Raw genomic sequence first — 19,457 nt, forward strand, 5'->3', positions numbered from 1 at the left:
AAGTCGTTTGTAGCGGCACTCGACCTGGTCCGAAAGCCGGTGCGCGTGGCGTACCCCAGGGTTAGAAGGCCTGTGGGCTGCTTCGCGAGTGAATTCGCTTACAGGCTTCGCAGCTCCATGCGCTTCAGTGCGCCCCGTCACCTTTGAGCAGGTCGCTTTCGTTCCACTCGGTGTAGACGCAGGCATTCGCCGCGGCCCAGCGCAGCAGCACCGGCGCGCCGGGTTGCAGCGCAGCGGTGGCGCCGGAAAGCTCACAACGCCCCGTTCTGCCTCGCAGGATGGGGCGTTTCGCTTGTGGACCAGCAAGATGCCAGAGCTCAGCTAGCTTTTACTGATCGGGTCCCACAACAGCGGAGCAGGTCATGGCGAAGGGCAAGAAAAAGGCGGCCGCCAACGCGGCGGAGCAGGACAGTCTGGGGCGCAAGGAGTACGACAAGGAGCTCAAGCGCCTGCACGTGGAACTGGTGAAACTCCAGCAATGGGTGGTGGACCAGGGGTTGAAGGTCTGCATCGTCTTCGAAGGGCGCGACGGCGCAGGCAAGGGCGGGACCATCAAGGCCATTACCGAGCGGGTCAGCCCTCGAGTGTTCCGTGTAGTAGCGCTACCGGCACCCACCGAGCGGGAAAAGTCCCAGATGTACATACAGCGCTATCTGGCGCATATGCCGGCGGCCGGTGAAATCGTGATATTCGACCGCAGCTGGTACAACCGCGCCGGTGTCGAGCGAGTCATGGGCTTCTGTTCCGAGGAGCAATCTCACAAGTTCCTCACGGTCACGCCACTGTTCGAGAAGATGATGGTCGAGTCCGGGATCGTCCTGGTCAAATACTGGCTCGAGGTAAGTGCCGAGGAGCAGACCCGCCGGCTCAAGGACCGTATCGACGACGGGCGCAAGATCTGGAAGCTGTCGCCCATGGACCTCAAGTCATACGCTCGCTGGGATGACTACACCCGCGCCCGCGACGAAATGTTCGCTGCCACCGACTCTTCCTGGGCGCCTTGGTACATGGCCAATTCGGAAGACAAGCGTCGCGTGCGACTGAACATCATCAGCCACCTGCTCAAGCAGATTCCCTACAAGGACCTGACCCGCGATCAGAAGGTCGAACTGCCCAAGCGCGGCAAGCTGGGCAAGTACAAGGCGGCGCCTTATCCATTCCGGTTGGTCGACGAGGTGTTCTGATTCCGTCGCCCTGGGCGGCGAAGGCGGTGTCTCATGAGGAGGAGTTGAAGCGCTTTGCCGCGCTGGTCGGCATTTTCGAGAAGCACGCCGGGACCTACGACTTCGACTACCTGATGCTGATGGCCCAGGGGTACCAGGAGTCCCAGCTCAACCAGAATGCTCGCAGCCATCGCGGTGCGGTTGGTGTGATGCAGTTGCTGCCCAGCACCGCAGCCGACCCCAGCGTGGGCATCGCGGAGATCGACAAGGACGTTGACCGCAACATCGAGGCGGGCAGCAAGTACATGCGGCTGCTGGCCGACAAGTACCTGAACGACCCCGAACTGACGCCGGTGAACCGCACCCTGATGGCCTTCGCCGCCGACAACGCCGGGCCGGGAAACCTGCGCAAGTTCCGCCGGCTGGCAGAGAAGTCGGGGTTGGACAAGAACGTCTGGTTCGGCAACGTCGAGCACGCCGCCGCGCGCCTGGTGGGGCGCGAGACGGTGGATTACGTCGGCAATATCTACAAGTACTACGTGGCCTACAAGCTCGCCCGAGACAAGCAGATGGCGAAGGCCCGGAAGTCCTGACTCAGATGGTCACGGCAGTGCCGCTGATGCTCACCATCAGCATGCTGCCGTTCTGTCCGACTACCTCGTAGTCGATATCGATGCCGACCACCGCGTTGGCTCCGAGCTTTTCGGCGCGCTCGGACAATTCCTCGAAGGCGATTTCACGGGCCTTGGCCAGTTCCTTTTCATAGGCGCCGGAGCGGCCGCCGATGATGTCGCGGATGCCGGCGAACAGGTCGCGGAACACGTTGGCGCCGAGAATGGCTTCACCGACCACGATGCCCTTGTATTCGCGGATGGTTCGGCCTTCGAGGGTGGGGGTGGTGGAGAGGATCATGTTGCACTCCTTGGCGGTGGGGATAGAGGGCAATTGTAGGGGCGATTTCGATCGTCAAGGGCTGCGTAGCAGACCTCTGGGCATTGAACGGCAGACCTTCGACCTGCTTGGCGAATGAATGCGCCCCTGCAGTCGAGGTTCTCTGCGGCTTCCTTGCGGGAGCCAAATTGAAATCGCTCCCACACAAAAAAGAACGGGCACCCCTCTCGGGATGCCCGCCCTTGTTCCTTGTGCGACTCAGACCAGGGTCAGGGTCACGTCGATATTGCCGCGAGTGGCGTTGGAGTAAGGGCACACGATGTGCGCCTTGTCCACGATGGCGCGGGCTTCCTCGCGGTCCAGGCCGGGGATGTCGATACGCAACTCCACCTCGATGCCGAAGCCGGTGGGAATGGCGCCGATGCCCACGATGCCTTCGATGGAGGTATCAGCCGGCAGCTTGTGCTTGTCGCGGGCTGCGACGAACTTGAGTGCGCCCAGGAAGCAGGCCGAGTAGCCGGCTGCGAACAACTGCTCGGGGTTGGTGCCTTCGCCGCCGGCGCCGCCCAGCTCACGCGGGGTGGTCAGGCTGACGTCGAGTACGCCGTCGGAGGAGATGGCGCGGCCTTCACGGCCGCCGGTGGCTTCAGCGTAGGCGCGGTAGAGAACGTTTTCGATGCTCATGATGGTTTCCTTTTCAGTCAGGTTTGGATTGCGTGGTGTGCGTGAGTGGTCGGGGTTGTCTGGATCAGCCGTCGTGGTTGATCAGCCATTCCGGGTACTGGGCTCCGCTGCCGTTGCCGCTGCTTTTCTGCTCGCTGCTCCCGGTATCGGCGAAGCTGGCGGAGGAAAGCGCGAGGATGGCGGTGAAGGTGATCAAGGCTTTCATGGTGATTCTCCGATGTAGTTTGTTCGTTAATGTTTTGTGCGTTAAGTAATTCGGTGAGGTTGAAATTACTGCTGAGTTATTTTGCGTGCAAGATATTTTTTAGAGCATTTCGCTCTAGCGCCCACTCAGAAAAGACATAAGCCTCTGGAATGCGCCATGAGTGGAATAGGTGGCGGAGCGGGGCGGGCGTTATGCTGCGCGCCCCGCCCGAGTCGGTGGTCTATATGAATGAGAGTGGGTCTTTCTGGTTTTGTTGTTTTAATAACAAAATATTTTGAATTTAGTAGTGAATTTCCAATCTTATTGGCAGTATTGTAGTTTGTATAAAAACAAATCTACCCGCTACCTGGAGTCGAATCCATGCATCCCCGCGTACTTGAGGTAACCGAACGCCTGGTGGAGCGCAGCCGCGCAACCCGCGAGCGCTACCTGGCGATGATTCACAAGGCGGTCAGCGATGGGCCGCAGCGCGGCAAGCTGCAATGTGCCAACTTCGCCCATGGAGTGGCCGGTTGCGGTAGTGGCGACAAGCAGCGCCTGCGCCTGATGGATTCGGCCAACGTGGCCATCGTCACCGCTTACAACGACATGCTCTCGGCGCACCAACCTTACGAGGTCTACCCGGAAAAAATCCGCCAGGCACTGCGCGACATTGGTTCGGTGGGCCAGGTCGCCGGCGGTGTGCCGGCCATGTGCGACGGCGTCACCCAGGGGGAGCCGGGTATGGAGCTGGGTATCGCCAGCCGCGAAGTGATCGCCATGTCCACCGCGGTGGCGCTGTCGCACAACATGTTCGATGCCGCGCTCTTCCTCGGTATCTGCGACAAGATTGTCCCCGGGTTGATGATGGGCGCCCTGCGCTTCGGCCACCTGCCCTCGATCTTCGTGCCCGCCGGACCCATGCCGTCGGGTCTGTCGAACAAGGAAAAGGCCGAAGTGCGCCAGCGTTACGCCGAAGGCAAGGCCAGCCGCGATGAGCTGTTGGAGTCGGAAATGAAGGCTTACCACAGCCCCGGCACCTGCACCTTCTACGGCACCGCCAACACCAATCAGATGCTCATGGAGATCATGGGCTTGCACTTGCCAGGCGCCTCCTTCGTCAACCCGAATACCCCGCTACGCGAGGCGCTGACCGTGGAGACAGCGCGCCAGGTAACGCGCCTGACGAAGCAGTCCGGGCAGTTCCTGCCGCTCGGCGAACTCGTCGATGAACGCGTGCTGGTCAACTCCATCGTCGCCCTGCACGCCACCGGTGGCTCCACCAACCACACTCTGCACATGCCTGCCATTGCCCAGGCGGCGGGCATCCAGCTCACCTGGCAGGACATGGCGGACCTCTCCGAGGTGGTGCCGACCCTGGCCCACGTCTATCCCAACGGCAAGGCCGACATCAACCACTTCCACGCCGCTGGCGGTGTGGCCTTCCTGGTACGCGAGCTGCTCGATGCCGGCCTGCTCCATGAAGACGTCAACACTGTCATGGGGCGCGGCCTGCGCCAGTACACCCAGGAGCCGTTCCTGGAAGACGGCAAGCTGGTGTGGCGCGAAGGTTCGAGCAAGAGTCTGGACGAATCCATCCTGCGTCCGGTTTCGACGCCCTTCTCGCCGGAGGGTGGTCTGCGTGTGATGGTGGGCAATCTTGGCCGTGGCGTGATGAAGGTGTCCGCCGTGGCACCGGAGCACCAGGTGGTCGAGGCCCCGGTGCGGGTCTTCCACGACCAGCAGGCGCTGGCCGATGCCTTCAAGGCCGGTGAACTGGACCGTGACCTGGTGGCGGTGATGCGCTTCCAGGGCCCGCGCAGCAATGGCATGCCCGAACTGCACAAGATGACCCCCTTCCTCGGTGTGCTGCAGGACCGTGGCTTCAAGGTGGCCCTGGTCACCGACGGGCGCATGTCCGGCGCTTCGGGCAAGATTCCCGCCGCCATCCATGTCTGCCCGGAAGCCTTCGACGGCGGGCCGCTGGCGCGGCTGCGCGACGGCGATAGGGTACGTGTGGACGGCACCACCGGCACCCTGGAGGTTCTGGTGGATGCCGCCGAGTTCGCCGCCCGCGCGCCGGCACCCTGGGACCTCGAAGCGAACGTGGGAACGGGGCGCGAACTCTTTGCCTTCATGCGCGAATCCTTCAGCAGTGCCGAGCAGGGCGCCAGTGCCTTCACCCGCAACCTGGAGAGCCTGAAGTGACGTTGGCGCTGGTCGGAGACATTGGCGGTACCAATGCGCGATTCGCCCTCTGGCGAGACGAGGAACTGGAGTCGGTGCGCGTGCTGGCCACCGCCGACTTTGCAGGGCCGGAACAGGCCATCAGTCACTACCTCGCCGGCCTCGGCCTGGCGCTGGGTAGCCTGGGTGCCGTCTGCCTGGCCGTGGCCGGGCCCGTGAGTGGCGAGCACTTCCGCTTCACCAACAATCACTGGCGCCTGAGCCGCTCGGCTTTCTGCCGCACCTTGCAGGTGGAGGAGTTGCTGCTGATCAACGACTTCTCCGCAATGGCCTTGGGCATGACCCGCCTGCGCGAGCACGAAAAGCTGCAGATCTGTCCCGGCGTCGCCGATCTGGACAGTCCGGCGGTGGTGATCGGCCCTGGCACCGGCCTTGGCGTCGGCACCCTGTTGCCATTGGGCGAAGGGCGCTGGAAGGCGTTGCCGGGGGAGGGCGGACATGTCGACCTGCCGGTGGGCAACCTGCGCGAGGCAACCCTCTGGCAGCAACTGCACGGCCAGCTCGGTCATGTCAGCGCCGAGAACGTGCTCAGCGGCAATGGGTTGCTACAGCTCTATCGCGCGGCCTGTGCCGTGGACGGTCATGCACCGCGCCTGGCTTCGCCTGCGGAAGTGAGTGCGGCGGCGCTGGCGGGCGACCCGCTGGCCGAGGACGTGCTGGACCTGTTCTGCGGCTGGCTTGGGCGAGTGGCCGGCAACAATGTGCTGACCCTTGGCGGCCGTGGCGGTGTGTATATAGTCGGCGGCGTGGTGCCGCGCTTCGCTGCCTTCTTCCAGAAGAGCGGCTTCGCCCGCGCCTTCGCCAGCAAGGGCTGCATGAGCGGTTATTTCGAAGGCATCCCCGTGTGGCTGGTGACAGCTGAATACCCCGGCCTGGAAGGCGCCGGAGTCGCCCTGCAGCAGGCGCTATTCCGTAGGATGGATAGAGCGTAGCGGAACGCCGCCCGACCCATCCTACCGGCACCTCGTATCACCAGTGTTTGATCAGAACAACAAAGGACGGCCACTGTGAGCCAATCCGGAAAATCCATTCTCCTGGTGGATGACGACCAGGAGATTCGCGAACTGCTGGAAACCTACCTGAGCCGCGCCGGCTTCCAGGTGCGCAGCGTGGCCGATGGCGACGGCTTCCGTCGTGCCATGGGTGAAGAGGCGGCGGATCTGGTGATACTCGACGTGATGCTGCCCGACGAAGACGGCTTCAGCCTGTGTCGTTGGGTACGCGCCCATCAGCGCCTCGCGCAGGTGCCGATCATCATGCTCACTGCCAGCTCCGACGAAGCCGACCGCGTGATCGGCCTTGAGCTGGGCGCCGACGACTACCTTGGCAAGCCCTTCAGCCCACGTGAGCTGCTGGCGCGGATCAAGGCCCTGTTGCGTCGCGTCGGTTTCGGTCAGGAGCGAGCGGTGGTCGAGGTGCTGGCCTTCGATGAATGGCGCCTGGATATGATCAGCCATCGCCTGTTTCACCTGGACGGCGAGGAGGTGATCCTTTCCGGTGCCGACTTTGCCCTGCTGAAGCTCTTCCTCGACCACCCGCAGCAGATCCTCGATCGCGACACCATCGCCAACGCCACCCGTGGCCGTGAGGTGATGCCCCTGGAGCGCATCGTCGACATGGCAGTCAGCCGCCTGCGCCAACGCCTGCGCGACACGGGCAAGGCACCACGGCTGATCCGCACCGTGCGCGGCGCGGGTTACCTGCTGGCGGCGCAGGTGACGCCGCACCACCATGCTTAGGCTGATGCCGCGCTCGCTGCTCGGGCGCATGCTGTTTCTCACCCTGCTGGTGGTGCTGCTGGCGCAGGCGTTATCCAGCGTCATCTGGGTCTCGCAGCTGCGCGCCAGCCAGATGGAGGGCCTGCTGACCAGCGCCCGCAGCTTGGCGCAATCCATGGTCGCCAGCGTCAGCTACATCCGCTCGCTGCCCATCGGCTACCGCCCCATGGTGCTGGATCAGTTGCGCTCAATGGGCGGCACGCGCTTCTTCGTGTCCCTCAACGACAAGCCGCTGGAGATGCGCGTGCTGCCGGAAACCCCGCGCAAGCGCGCGGTGCTCGACGAGGTGGAAACGGTGCTGCGTGAACGGCTGGGCAAGCAGGTGGACCTGTCCCTGCACTTCGTCAATCCGGATGATCTGCGCATCTTCAACAGTGGCTTGAAACTCGACGAACTGCCGCGCTCCTGGGCTCACTACGCGCTGACCCTGGAACCGGTGAATCCGCCCATCCTGGTCACCCAGATCCAGATCGGGCCCAGCGAATGGCTGTACCTCGCATCTTTGATGCCCGAGCCGTACGCCACGCTGGAAGACCAGGGCCTGCCCACCCAGCAGCTCTGGTTCATCATCCTCACCAGCTCGTTCCTACTGTTGTTCATCGGCCTGCTGGTTCACTGGCAGAGCCGCCCGCTGAAGCGTCTGGCCAGGGCCGCGCGGGAAATGTCCCTGGGGGCGGAAGTGGAACCCCTGCAGGAAGCCGGTGGCAGCGAAGTGGCCGACGTGAGCCGCGCCTTCAACAGCATGCGCGAACGCATCAGCCGCTACCTCAGCGAACGCAGCCAGTTGTTCAGTGCCATCTCCCACGACCTGCGTACCCCCATCACCCGACTGCGCCTGCGGGTGGAGTTGCTGGAGGACGAGACACTGCAGGCCAAGTTCAGCCGTGACCTGGATGAACTGGAACTGCTGGTGAAGGGCGCGCTGCAGTGCGTGAAGGACACCGACATCCACGAGAACATCGAGCCGGTGGATCTCAATCACCTGCTGCATGGGTTGATCGAGCCCTACCTCGGCTCCGGCCAGGTGACGCTCGAGGGGGAGGCGAGTGCGTCCTATCCCGGCAAGCCCCTGGCCCTGCGTCGCTGCATCGGCAACCTGGTGGACAACGCCTTGAAATACGGTGAGCGCGCGCACCTGCAGATCGAAGACAGCGATGACGCCTTCGTGCTGCATGTCGACGACGAAGGCCCCGGTGTGCCGGAGCAGAAGTTGGAACAGGTGTTCGAGCCGCACTTTCGCCTGGCCGGCCATACGCAGGGCTACGGGCTGGGGCTGGGCATCGCGCGGAATCTGGCGCACAGCCATGGCGGAGAACTGAGCCTGCGCAATCTGCGTGAAGGCGGCTTGCGGGTGACGCTGTGGTTGCCCAGGCAGGCCTGATTTTCTCCCTCTCCCAGAGGGAGTCAGCCCGAGTTTTGTAACCACCCCGTGACCATCCACTATCCCTTTGTTACCCGCGGGCTTGAAGGCCGTGGTTAGACTGCAGGCAAGCGCAAGCACCGACTTGCACAGTCATAAAAACAAGAAGGTATCCCCGTCCATGAATGCCATCTCCCGCCTGGCCGCAGTCGTTTCCCTCGCCTCCCTGTTCCCCCTGTCCGCCCTCGCCGGCGAAGTGGAAGTCCTGCATTGGTGGACGTCCGGTGGCGAGAAGCGTGCCGCCGATACCCTGCAGAAACTCGTCGAAGAGAAAGGCCACACCTGGAAGGATTTCGCCGTTGCCGGTGGTGGTGGCGAGGCTGCCATGACCGTGCTGAAGACCCGCGCCGTCTCCGGCAACCCACCGTCTGCCGCGCAGATCAAGGGGCCGGATATCCAGGAGTGGGGCGAGCTGGGTCTGCTGGCCGAACTGGATGAGGTCTCCAGCGAAGGCAAGTGGGATTCCCTGCTGCCCAAGCAGGTGGCGGACATCATGAAGTACGACGGCCATTACGTGGCCGTGCCGGTCAACGTGCACCGGGTCAACTGGCTGTGGATAAACCCCGAGGTCTTCCAGAAGGCCGGCGCGACGCCGCCCACTACGCTCGACGAATTCTTCGTGGCCGCCGACAAGCTCAAGGCTGCCGGCTTCATCCCGCTCGCCCACGGTGGCCAGCCCTGGCAGGACGGCACGGTGTTCGAGGATCTGGTGTTCAGCATTCTCGGCCCGCAGGGCTACCACAAGGCCTTCGTCCTGCAGGACAAGGCGACCCTCACCAGCGACAAGATGGTGGAAGTCTTCGCCGCCCTGAAGAAGCTGCGCGGCTACGTCGACCCCGACGCCGCCGGTCGTGACTGGAACAGCGCCACCGGCCTGGTCATCAACGGCAAGGCCGGCATGCAGATCATGGGCGACTGGGCCAAGAGCGAGTGGAGCGCCGCCGGCAAGGTGGCGGGCAAGGACTACCAGTGCCTGCCATTCCCCGGCACCCAGGGCAGCTTCGCCTACAACATCGACTCCCTGGCCATGTTCAAGCTCAAGGATGAAGCGAACATCCAGGCGCAGAACGACCTGGCGCGCACGGTGCTCGAGCCGCAGTTCCAGCAGTTCTTCAACCAGAACAAGGGTTCCATCCCTGTTCGCCTCGATCAGGACATGTCGAGCTTCGACGCCTGCGCCCAGCAGTCCATGAAGGACTTCAAGGAAGCGGCGGCGGGCGATGGCTTGCAGCCCAGCCTGGCGCACGGCATGGCCGCCTCCAGCTACGTGCAGGGCGCGGTGTTCGACGTGGTGACCAACTTCTTCAACGACCCCGCCGCCGACCCGAAGAAGGCCGCGCAACAACTGGCCGCCGCGATCGAAGCGGTGCAGTAAGCGCGCACCCGGGCGGGTCTTGCCCCGCCGGATTCCAAGTCTGAATTCAGGCACATGCCCAGGTGTGTGCCTCGGGATCGGTCGCGCCTGAACTACCTGTAGGAGCCAGCTCGCTGGCGATGCGGAGTTGGTCGGCAACCTCAATGCCGGTCGGCTGCCTCTGTTCGCCAGCAAGCTGGCTCCTACGAGGTCCGTGCCACCGCTCTTTCCTTGCGAGGAGTTATCCATGTCTTCAACCGCAGTCTTCGCCAAGGCCTCACCGCTGGACGCGCTGCAACGCTGGCTACCCAGGCTGGTGCTGGCGCCCAGTGTGCTGATCGTGCTGGTCGGGTTCTACGGCTACATCCTCTGGACCTTCCTGCTGTCCTTCACCAACTCGCGCTTCATGCCCAGCTACACGTTCGTCGGGCTGCAGCAGTACGAGCGCCTGCTGGGCAACGACCGCTGGTGGGTAGCGAGCCAGAACCTGCTGGTCTACGGCGGGATGTTCATCGGCATCAGCCTGGTGATCGGCGTGTTCCTGGCGGTACTGCTGGACCAGCGCATCCGCCGCGAGGGCTTCATCCGCACCGTCTACCTCTACCCCATGGCACTGTCGATGATCGTTACGGGCACCGCCTGGAAGTGGTTGCTCAACCCCGGCCTCGGCCTGGACAAGTTGCTGCGCGACTGGGGCTGGGAGGGCTTGCGCCTGGACTGGCTGGTGGACCCTGATCGCGTCGTCTATTGCCTGGTGATCGCTGCCGTGTGGCAGTCCTCGGGCTTCGTCATGGCGCTGTTCCTCGCCGGCCTGCGCGGGGTGGATCAGTCGATCATCCGCGCCGCCCAGGTGGATGGGGCGAGCCTGCCGACCATCTATCTGCGCATCGTCCTGCCGAGCCTGCGTCCGGTGTTCTTCAGCGCGCTGATGATCCTCGCTCACATCGCCATCAAGAGCTTCGACCTGGTGGCGGCGATGACCGCCGGCGGCCCCGGCTATGCGTCCGACCTGCCGGCGATGTTCATGTACGCCCACACCTTCACCCGCGGCCAGATGGGCCTCGGCGCCGCCAGCGCGATGCTCATGCTCGGCGCGGTGCTGGCGATCCTGGTGCCCTACCTGTACTCCGAACTGAGGAACAAGCGCCATGACTAGCCTGGCCGGAAAACCCGCCTTCAGTTTCAGCCGCCTGGCCATCCACGCCACGCTGTTCGTTGCCTGCGCCGTCTACCTGGTGCCGCTGGTGGTGATGCTGCTGACCAGCTTCAAGACGCCGGACGACATCCGCACCGGCAACCTGCTGTCGCTGCCCGACGTGTTCACCCTGGTGGGCTGGGCCAAGGCCTGGGCCAGCGTCGGTGGCTACTTCTGGAACTCGGTGAAGATCACCGTGCCGGCGGTGATCATCTCGACCCTGCTCGGCGCGCTGAACGGCTACGTGCTGTCCATGTGGCGCTTCCGCGGATCGCAGCTGTTCTTCGGGCTGCTGCTGTTCGGCTGCTTCCTGCCGTTCCAGGTGGTGCTGCTGCCGGCGTCGTTCACCCTCGGCCAATTCGGCCTGGCCAACACCACCGGTGGCCTGGTGCTGGTGCATGTGGTCTACGGCCTGGCCTTCACCACGCTGTTCTTCCGCAACTTCTACGTGAGCATCCCGAACGCCCTGGTGAGCGCGGCGCGGCTCGACGGGGCGGGCTTCTTCACCATCTTCGGGCGCATCCTGCTGCCCATGTCGGTGCCGACCATCATGGTCTGCCTGATCTGGCAGTTCACCCAGATCTGGAACGACTTCCTCTTCGGCGTGGTGTTCGCCAGCGGCGACACCCAGCCCATCACCGTGGCCCTGAACAACCTGGTGAACACCAGCACCGGAGCCAAGGAATACAACGTCGACATGGCCGCCGCGATGATCGCCGGCCTGCCCACCCTGCTGGTCTACGTGCTGGCCGGCAAATACTTCCTGCGCGGGCTCACTGCCGGCGCTGTAAAAGGCTAGGAGTCGCACCCATGGCAACCCTCGAACTGCGCAACGTCAACAAGTCCTACGGCAGCGGTCTGGCGGACACCCTGAAGAACATCGAGCTGTCCATCGACTCCGGCGAGTTCCTGATCCTCGTCGGCCCCTCGGGCTGCGGCAAATCCACCTTGATGAACTGCATCGCCGGGCTGGAGAGCATCAGCGGTGGCGCGATCATGGTCGACGGCCAGGACATCAGCGGCATGAGCCCCAAGGATCGGGACATCGCCATGGTGTTCCAGTCCTACGCCCTGTACCCGACCATGAACGTGCGCGAGAACATCGCCTTCGGCCTGAAGATCCGCAAGATGCCGGCGGCCGATATCGACGCCGAGGTAGCGCGCGTGGCCAAGCTGCTGCAGATCGAGCACCTGTTGCAGCGCAAGCCGGGTCAGCTCTCCGGTGGCCAGCAACAGCGCGTGGCCATGGGCCGGGCGCTGGCGCGGCGGCCGAAGATCTATCTGTTCGACGAGCCGCTGTCGAACCTCGACGCCAAGCTGCGGGTGGAGATGCGCACCGAGATCAAGCTGATGCACCAGCGGCTCAATACCACCACCGTCTATGTTACCCATGACCAGATCGAGGCCATGACCCTGGGCGACAAGGTAGCGGTGATGAAGGACGGCATCATCCAGCAGTTCGGCACCCCGCAGCAGATCTACAACGACCCGGCCAACCTCTTCGTCGCCGGCTTCATGGGCTCGCCGCCGATGAACTTCATCCCCCTGCGCCTGCAGCGCCGTGACGGCCGCCTGGTGGGCCTGCTGGACAGCGCCGACGGCCACTGCGAGCTGCCCCTGGGCGACGCCGATGGCGATCTGGAAGGGCGTGAACTGATCCTCGGCGTTCGGCCTGAGCAGATCCTGGTCGGCGCCAGCGACCTGCCCGCCATTCGTGCCGAAGTGCAGGTCCTGGAGCCAACCGGCCCGGACACGTTGGCCTTCGTAGAGATCAACCAGACCAAGGTCTGCTGCCGCCTGGCCCCCGATGCCCCGGTGCGCGTGGGCGACACCCTCGACCTGCAGTTCGCGCCCGACAAGGTGCTGCTGTTCGACGCGCAAAGCGGCGAGCGGCTGCGTGCACCGGGAAAGGCGGCATGCCCTGAGCGCGCCAAGGTGGCACGCCTGAAGGGCATGTAGGAGCGAGCTTGCTCGCGAGAGGCTGGCACGGAGCCGGGTTGTTCGCGAGCAAGCTCGCTCCTACCAGCGCACCGCGTAAACGATCCATCGCAACACAACAATAAAAATCTGGAGTGGACATGAGCACGACGATCAAAGGTTTGTGGGTACTGCCCTGCGCGCTTTTCGCGGTTTCCGGTATGGCGCAGGCGGTGGAATTCACCGGCTACATGCGCAGCGGCGCCGGCGGTTCCAGCGAGGGCGGCACACAATCCTGCTTCCAGTTGCCGGGGGCGCAATCGAAGTACCGTCTGGGGAACGAATGCGAGCAGTACATCGAACTGGACCTGCGCCAGGACCTGCTCAAACTCGATGACGGTTCGGTGGTCAGCGTCGAAGGCATGGCGCAGCTCTACAACGAATACGGCCATACGCCCGAGTTCACCGGTGATCATGGCTTCGCGCGGATGAACCAGATGTATGCCGAGTGGAGCAACATGCCGGCGCTGGGCGGCGGCTCCTTCTGGGCGGGGCGCCGCTTCTACAAGCGGAACGACATCCACATCTCCGACTTCTACTACTGGAACCAGAGCGCCACCGGCTTCGGCTTCGACGAAGTGGCCATCGGCGATCTCAGGTACAGCTACGTATTCTCGCGCAAGGACAACTACGACCAGGACCCTTACATCAATCGTCATGATTTCAACGTCGCGGGCTTCCAGACCAACCCCGGCGGCGAAGTGGAGCTGGGTGTCAGCTACCTCTCCAAGCCCGACAGCACGGACGCCCACAGTGGCTGGTCGGTGGCGGCCCAGCACAAGCAGAAGGAATTCCTCGGCGGGGTGAACACCTTCGCCCTGCAATACGGGCGTGGTCCGGGCACTGCGCTGGGTTACACCGGCGATCCGACCCTGGACAACGCCAACCAGAGCTGGCGCGTGGTGGAGTTCTTCGACTGGCAGGTGACCCCGCGCTTCGGTGGCCAGTTCGAGGTGATCTACCAGAAGGACAAGCGCCCGGATGGCGGCGACCAGAACTGGCTGTCCGTCGGCGTGCGTCCGAGCTATGCGATCACCGAGCAGTTCAAGCTGGTCACCGAACTGGGCCGCGACCAGGTTGAAGCCCCGGGCGGCACCCGCAAGCTGACCAAGTTCACGGTCGCGCCCACCTGGTCGCCGGCCGGTCCTGGTTTCTGGGAGCGTCCGGAAATCCGCCTCTACTACACCTATGCCAGTTGGAACGAAGCCGCCCAGCGCGCGGCCAGCGAACTGGCAGCGGGCTCGGCGCTGTCGGATACCGGCGCCTTCGGTGATGCCCTGCACGGTTCCAATTTCGGTGTGCAACTGGAGTACTGGTGGAAATGACCGGGAACGACGATGGCCGCCGGTGAAATCCGCCGTCGCGGGCCGTGCCTGGTGAAGGCGGGAGAGGGTGCTGACCATCCCCTTGCCGGCCTGTTGCGTCCGGCGAATGGGCAACCCTTTCGCTGGACCGAGCACCAGGGGCGCGAGCTGCTGCTCGTTGAGCACCCGCGCTGTTCGGCGGTGTTCAGCCGCCAGGGCGGCCAGTTGCTGCACTTCCAGCCATCCGGCGAACGTCCGTTGCTCTGGTGTGCAGCGCGTTGGCCGCGCATCGGTGCCATTCGTGGCGGCGTGCCGGTCTGCTGGCCGTGGTTCGGTCGTCACCCCATGGAAGGTGGCTGGCCGCACCACGGTTGGGCGAGGCTGTCGGATTGGCGACTTATCCACAAAGAAGCCGATACCGACGGCGTGCGCCTGAACTGGCGTCTCGACCTGCACGACTGGCAGGTGGAGCTGGTGGTCGAGCTGGGCGAGCGTATGAGTCTGCAATTGGTCACCCGTCACCGTGACAGCGAGCCTTGCGTGCTCAGCCACGCGTTGCATGCCTATTGGCGAGTCAGCGATGTGGCGCGGGTCGGGTTGCTGGGGCTGGACGGCGCCGAAGGTCGCGACCTGCTGAGCCGCGAGGCGTGCCGGCAGGAGGGTGAACTACGGGTGATCGACGGCTGCCACACGGTGTTCCAGCGCGGCGGCCGGGTGCGGATTCAGGACGCCGGGTGGCAGCGGCGGTTGTGCATCGAGGGTGGGAGTAATCCTGGCACCGTGGTCTGGCATCCCGGCAGCCGGCCCTTGGCGGAAGTCAGCTGGTCGGAAGGGCTTGGCTTTCTCTCGGTACAGGGAGCGGCCTGTGGTGAGGACAGTGTGGAACTGGCGGCGGGGGAGGAGGCGCGGCTGAGTTTGAAGGCGTGGGTGGGGTGATCGGGGGCGGGCCTGGCCGCTAGAGGTGTAGGGGCGAATTCATTCGTCAAGCAGGCCAAAGGTCTGCCCCCGGCTTCCCTCGGGGCCGCTGCGCGACCCTTGGCGAATGAATTCGCCCCTACAAGGAGGAGTCGGGACGCTTCAATCAATCAGCTCGGCTCCTCATCCGCCGGATAGCGGCTGGCGTTGAGGCTTTCCTTGATCTTGCGCAGGTGTGGCTGAAAGTCGACGCCGCGGCGCAGGGTCATGCCGGTGGCGAGCACGTCCAGCACGGTGAGCTGGATGATGCGCGAGGTCATTGGCATGTAGATGTCGGTGTCTTCCGGCAGGGGAATGTCCAGGCTCAGGGTGCTGGCCTTGGCCAGCGGCGAGTTGGCTGCCGTGAGACCGAGTACCGATGCGCCATTCTGCCGTGCCAGGCGTGCCGCCTCCACCAGCTCGCGGGTGCGGCCGGTGTAGGAAATGATCACGAAGAGGTCGCCGGTATGCGCCACCGACGCCAGCATCCGTTGCATCAACACGTCGGAGTGGGCCGACACCGCGAGGTTGAAGCGGAAGAACTTGTGCTGGGCGTCCAGGGCCACCGAGGCCGAGGCGCCCAGGCCGAAGAAGTGGATCTGCCGGGCCTGGATCATCAGGTCCACCGCGCGGCTGATCAGTTGTGGGTCGAGGCTCTGCAGGGCGCTGTCCAGGGAGGCAATGGCACTGCCGAAGATCTTCCGCGTGTAGGCCTCGGGGCCATCGTCGGCGGACACCGCCTGGCTCACGTAAGCGGCACCGCTGGCCAGGCTCTGGGCCAGTTGCATCTTGAGTTCGGGGTAGCCGTTGACGCCGAAGGAGCGGCAGAAGCGGTTCACCGTCGGTTCGCTGACCTGCGCGGCCTGGGCCAGTGCGGCAATGCTGTAGCGGGTGGCCTGCTGCGGGTCGCGCAGGATGACTTCGGCGACCTTGCGCTCGGCCTTGTTGAGTTCGTCGAGGCGGTTCTGGATCTGCTCCAGCAGGTTGTGCACGCGGTCCATTGGGATTCCTGGGAAGGGGCCTGCAATCGGTGGCCTATCGTACTGAGCGCATCCAGGCTGAGCCACCGCAATCTCGCATGTTGAGAAATGTAGTTTTATTACAACATTTTGTCTTGCTGTAACGCTTAACTGGGTGTATTCATAAGCTTATGTTTGATAGAAGAACAAATATTATGACCTCGCAACCTGTCGAACCCTGCACCCTGGCCCTCTTCGGCGGCCTGGGTGATCTGGCACTGCGCAAACTGTTTCCTGCGCTCTATCAACTGGACCGCGCCGGCCTGCTGCCGGCCGATACGCGCATCCTCGCCCTGGGGCGCGAGAACGGCGAACCCGCCTCGCATATCGCCGCCATTGGCGATCACCTGCGCCGCTACGTGCCGGCTATCGAAGTGGAGGAGGGCGCGGTACAGCGCTTCCTGGCGCGACTCGATTACCTGACCATGGACTTCCTCGACGCCAGCGCCTATCCGGCCCTGGCCGACAAGCTGGGGCCGGTTGCCCGGCTGATCGCCTACTTCGCCACGCCGGCCGCCGTGTACGGCGCCATCTGCGCGGGCCTTGCCGTCACGGGACTGGCCGAGCGCACCCGCGTCGTGCTGGAGAAGCCCATCGGCCACGACCTGGAATCCTCCCGTGCGGTGAATGACGCCGTGGCGGCGCACTTCCCGGAGAACCGCACCTACCGGATCGACCATTACCTGGGCAAGGAGACGGTGCAGAACCTGATTGCCCTGCGTTTTGCCAATAGCCTGTTCGAGACCCAGTGGAACCAGCACCACATCTCCCACGTGGAAATCACCGTGGCCGAGCAAGTGGGCATCGAAGGTCGCTGGGGCTACTTCGACCAGGCCGGCCAACTGCGCGACATGATCCAGAACCACCTGCTGCAACTGCTCTGCCTGATCGCCATGGACCCGCCCAGCGACCTCTCCGCAGACAGCATCCGCGACGAGAAGGTGAAGGTGCTGAAAGCCCTGGCGCCCATCGCCCAGCAGCAGCTTGGCCAGCAAGTGGTACGCGGCCAGTACGTGACCGGCAACATCCTCGGCAAGACGGTGCCCGGCTACCTCGAAGAGGAGAACGCCAACACCCACAGCGACACCGAGACCTTCGTTGCCCTGCGTGCCGAAATCCGCAACTGGCGCTGGTCCGGCGTGCCCTTCTACCTGCGTACCGGCAAGCGCATGCCGCAGAAGCTTTCGCAGATCGTCATACACTTCAAGGAACCGCCGCACTACATCTTCGCCCCCGAGCAGCGGCCGCTGATCAGCAACCGTCTGATCATCCGCCTGCAGCCGGACGAAGGCATTTCCCTGCAGGTGATGACCAAGGACCAGGGCCTGGACAAGGGCATGCAGCTGCGCAGCGACCCGTTGCAGCTGAGTTTCTCCAACACCTACCGCAGCGCGCGGATTCCAGATGCCTACGAGCGGTTGCTGCTGGAAGTGATGAAGGGCAACCAGAACCTCTTCGTGCGCAAGGATGAAATCGAGTACGCCTGGAAGTGGTGCGACCAGCTGATCGCCGGATGGCGCCAGCAGGGCGACGCACCCAAGCCCTACGCGGCGGGAACCTGGGGGCCGGTGGCCTCCATCGCATTGATCACCCGTGATGGCAGGAGCTGGTATGGCGATCTGTAATCTCGACCTGCCGACGCAGGTCACCGGGCTCAGCCTCGGCAGCCCTGAACAACTGGCCGGTGAACTGGCCATCACCGTGGCCAATGCCCTGCGCGTGGCCATCGAATCCCGCAATGCGGCCGTGCTGGTGGTATCCGGTGGACGCAGCCCGGTGGCCTTCTTCGAGCGGCTCTGCGCGCAGACGCTGGACTGGTCGAAGGTGACCGTCAGCCTGGCCGACGAGCGTTTCGTGCCAGTCAGCCACCCCGACAGCAACGAAGGCTTGGTGCGCCGCCATTTGCTGCAGGGCGCGGCCTCCAACGCACGCTTCGTCGGTCTCTACCACAGTTCGCAGAGTCTGGAAGAGTCAGCCCGCCTGGCCGATGCGGCCTTGGCCCGGCTGGGCGCCATCGACGTGCTGGTGCTGGGCATGGGCGAGGACGGCCACACCGCGTCGCTGTTCCCGTCCAGCCCGAATCTGGAGCAGGCGCTGAATGCCGACTGCGCGCAACGCTGCCTGCCGATGCAGGCGCCCAGCGTACCGCGCCAGCGCCTGACCCTGACGCTGCCGTTGCTGACCAGCGCGCACCTGACCCTCCTGGCCGTACAAGGCCAGGCCAAGCTGGCCACCCTGGCCGACGCGCTGGCGGGTGATGACGTGGCGGCCATGCCGATCCGCGCTTTCCTCCGCCGTCCCCTGGAAATCCACTGGTGCCCCTGAGCCCGAAGGACCGCAAATGACCAGTCTCCCTACCAACCGGGCCGCCAGTCGCGAAGCTGTGCCGAGCATGGCCGACAAGGCGGCCCTGATCGATATTCTCTGCGGTGCGGCGCGCATCCTCCCGGTGATCACCATCGAACGCGAGCAGGATGTCCTGCCCCTGGCCGATGCCCTGGCCGCCGGCGGCCTGCGCACCCTGGAAATCACCCTGCGCTCCGAACACGGTCTGTCTGCGATTCGTACCCTGCGCGAACAGCGTCCGGAACTCTGCGTGGGTGCCGGCACTGTGCTGGATGAATGGATGCTGGCCGAAGCCGAGGCCGCCGGCTCGCAGTTCATCGTCACCCCCGGCTGCACCGCCGAGCTACTGCGTGCGGGCGTCTACAGCCCGTTGCCGCTGCTGCCCGGTATCAGCAGTGCGTCGGAAATCATGCTCGGCTACGCCTTGGGTTATCGCCGCTTCAAGCTGTTCCCGGCGGAGATCTGCGGCGGTGTGAAAGCCCTGAAAGCCTTTGGTGGCCCCTTCCCCGGCATCCGCTTCTGCCCCACTGGCGGGGTCAACCCCGACAACCTGCACGACTACATGGCCCTGCCCAATGTGATGTGCGTGGGTGGCACCTGGATGATGGACAAGGACTGGATACGCAACGGCGACTGGCGACGCATCCAGGAAGCCACCGCCCAGGCGCTGGAACTGCTGGGCTGAAACCCACCCAGTCAGCGTTCCTGCTTCACCTGTAGGAGCGAATTCATTCGCGAAAGGGCACCCAGTGCCCTCGGGTAGCCGCTCAGGACAGGCCAGCGGCCTGCTTCGCGAATGAATTCGCTCCTACACGTTTCCACCCCGACACCGTAGTTCCCGGACTTCAATCTCCTGCGAGAACGGATTCCGCCAAACGGTTTGCTGAAACGATTTACCAAATCAAGAAACCGCGTTAAAACCGACTTCCAGTGGTTCCGAT

The 19,457-nt window shown here is 64.2% G+C and carries 18 protein-coding genes and 1 pseudogene; 15 read left to right on the top strand and 4 right to left on the bottom strand.

Annotation, left to right across the window (positions count from 1 at the left end):
* Positions 1-362 precede the first annotated feature (362 nt).
* On the top strand, positions 363-1,184 hold the full coding sequence (gene ppk2, locus D6Z43_RS27240; protein ID WP_120655083.1) for a polyphosphate kinase 2: 822 nt from the start codon (positions 363-365) through the stop codon (positions 1,182-1,184).
* Positions 1,185-1,219: 35 nt separating this feature from the next.
* Positions 1,220-1,756, top strand: a pseudogene (locus D6Z43_RS27245) (transglycosylase SLT domain-containing protein); the annotation flags it as partial.
* 1 nt (position 1,757) lies between these two features.
* On the opposite strand, the gene D6Z43_RS27250 reads toward D6Z43_RS27245, so the two are convergent.
* The 3 genes from D6Z43_RS27250 to D6Z43_RS28025 form a co-directional block, all read right to left on the bottom strand.
* Entirely contained in the window at positions 1,758-2,075 is a 318-nt protein-coding gene (locus D6Z43_RS27250; RefSeq protein WP_120655084.1) for a heavy metal-binding domain-containing protein, read from the bottom strand.
* Between the two features lie 237 nt (positions 2,076-2,312).
* Positions 2,313-2,738: an organic hydroperoxide resistance protein gene (locus D6Z43_RS27255; RefSeq protein WP_028630338.1), complete on the bottom strand. Its 426-nt coding sequence runs from the start codon at positions 2,736-2,738 to the stop codon at positions 2,313-2,315.
* 64 nt (positions 2,739-2,802) lie between these two features.
* Positions 2,803-2,943 (bottom strand): hypothetical protein, encoded by a 141-nt coding sequence (locus D6Z43_RS28025; protein WP_162945880.1) that lies wholly within the window; start codon positions 2,941-2,943, stop codon positions 2,803-2,805.
* Between the two features lie 360 nt (positions 2,944-3,303).
* Here D6Z43_RS28025 and edd point away from each other — a divergent pair, with 360 nt between their 5' ends.
* The 10 genes from edd to D6Z43_RS27305 all read left to right on the top strand — a co-directional run bounded on the left by edd (position 3,304) and on the right by D6Z43_RS27305 (position 15,133).
* Positions 3,304-5,130, top strand: a complete 1,827-nt coding sequence (gene edd / locus D6Z43_RS27260) for a phosphogluconate dehydratase (RefSeq protein WP_120655085.1) — start codon at positions 3,304-3,306, stop codon at positions 5,128-5,130.
* A complete protein-coding gene (locus D6Z43_RS27265) occupies positions 5,127-6,101 on the top strand; it encodes a glucokinase (protein ID WP_120655086.1) in 975 nt (324 codons plus the stop codon). Before edd ends, D6Z43_RS27265 begins: the two co-directional genes overlap by 4 nt.
* A 75-nt stretch (positions 6,102-6,176) precedes the next feature.
* Entirely contained in the window at positions 6,177-6,908 is a 732-nt protein-coding gene (locus D6Z43_RS27270) for a response regulator (protein WP_028630341.1), read from the top strand.
* A gap of 4 nt (positions 6,909-6,912) precedes the next feature.
* Positions 6,913-8,328, top strand: coding sequence for an ATP-binding protein (locus tag D6Z43_RS27275; RefSeq protein ID WP_120655087.1), 1,416 nt, complete (start codon positions 6,913-6,915; stop codon positions 8,326-8,328).
* Positions 8,329-8,488: 160 nt separating this feature from the next.
* Positions 8,489-9,742, top strand: a complete 1,254-nt coding sequence (locus D6Z43_RS27280; protein ID WP_120655088.1) for an ABC transporter substrate-binding protein — start codon at positions 8,489-8,491, stop codon at positions 9,740-9,742.
* Between the two features lie 226 nt (positions 9,743-9,968).
* The gene (locus D6Z43_RS27285) at positions 9,969-10,877 is read left to right on the top strand and encodes a carbohydrate ABC transporter permease (RefSeq protein WP_120655089.1); all 909 of its coding nucleotides are present in this window, start codon (positions 9,969-9,971) and stop codon (positions 10,875-10,877) included.
* Positions 10,870-11,715, top strand: a complete 846-nt coding sequence (locus D6Z43_RS27290) for a carbohydrate ABC transporter permease (RefSeq protein ID WP_028630345.1) — start codon at positions 10,870-10,872, stop codon at positions 11,713-11,715. Before D6Z43_RS27285 ends, D6Z43_RS27290 begins: the two co-directional genes overlap by 8 nt.
* Before the next feature lie 11 nt (positions 11,716-11,726).
* Entirely contained in the window at positions 11,727-12,875 is a 1,149-nt protein-coding gene (locus tag D6Z43_RS27295; protein ID WP_120655090.1) for an ABC transporter ATP-binding protein, read from the top strand.
* Between the two features lie 119 nt (positions 12,876-12,994).
* On the top strand, positions 12,995-14,218 hold the full coding sequence (locus D6Z43_RS27300) for a maltoporin (RefSeq protein WP_371924301.1): 1,224 nt from the start codon (positions 12,995-12,997) through the stop codon (positions 14,216-14,218).
* Positions 14,219-14,230: 12 nt separating this feature from the next.
* Positions 14,231-15,133 carry a D-hexose-6-phosphate mutarotase gene (locus D6Z43_RS27305; RefSeq protein WP_120655091.1) on the top strand — a complete coding sequence of 301 codons (903 nt, stop codon included), beginning with the start codon at positions 14,231-14,233 and terminating at the stop codon, positions 15,131-15,133.
* A gap of 149 nt (positions 15,134-15,282) precedes the next feature.
* On the opposite strand, the gene D6Z43_RS27310 is transcribed toward D6Z43_RS27305, so the two are convergent.
* Complete coding sequence (locus D6Z43_RS27310) at positions 15,283-16,143, bottom strand: MurR/RpiR family transcriptional regulator (protein ID WP_171016547.1); 861 nt, start codon at positions 16,141-16,143, stop codon at positions 15,283-15,285.
* Between the two features lie 182 nt (positions 16,144-16,325).
* Here D6Z43_RS27310 and zwf point away from each other — a divergent pair, with 182 nt between their 5' ends.
* The 3 genes from zwf to D6Z43_RS27325 are packed head-to-tail and all read left to right on the top strand — an operon-like array spanning position 16,326 to position 19,201.
* Entirely contained in the window at positions 16,326-17,795 is a 1,470-nt protein-coding gene (zwf, locus tag D6Z43_RS27315; protein WP_120655092.1) for a glucose-6-phosphate dehydrogenase, read from the top strand.
* Positions 17,782-18,495 carry a 6-phosphogluconolactonase gene (gene pgl / locus D6Z43_RS27320; protein WP_120655093.1) on the top strand — a complete coding sequence of 238 codons (714 nt, stop codon included), beginning with the start codon at positions 17,782-17,784 and terminating at the stop codon, positions 18,493-18,495. Before zwf ends, pgl begins: the two co-directional genes overlap by 14 nt.
* A 16-nt stretch (positions 18,496-18,511) precedes the next feature.
* A complete protein-coding gene (locus D6Z43_RS27325; RefSeq protein WP_174235596.1) occupies positions 18,512-19,201 on the top strand; it encodes a bifunctional 4-hydroxy-2-oxoglutarate aldolase/2-dehydro-3-deoxy-phosphogluconate aldolase in 690 nt (229 codons plus the stop codon).
* Positions 19,202-19,457 lie beyond the last annotated feature (256 nt).

It is taken from the genome of Pseudomonas sp. DY-1 (assembly GCF_003626975.1).
GTDB lineage: Bacteria > Pseudomonadota > Gammaproteobacteria > Pseudomonadales > Pseudomonadaceae > Metapseudomonas.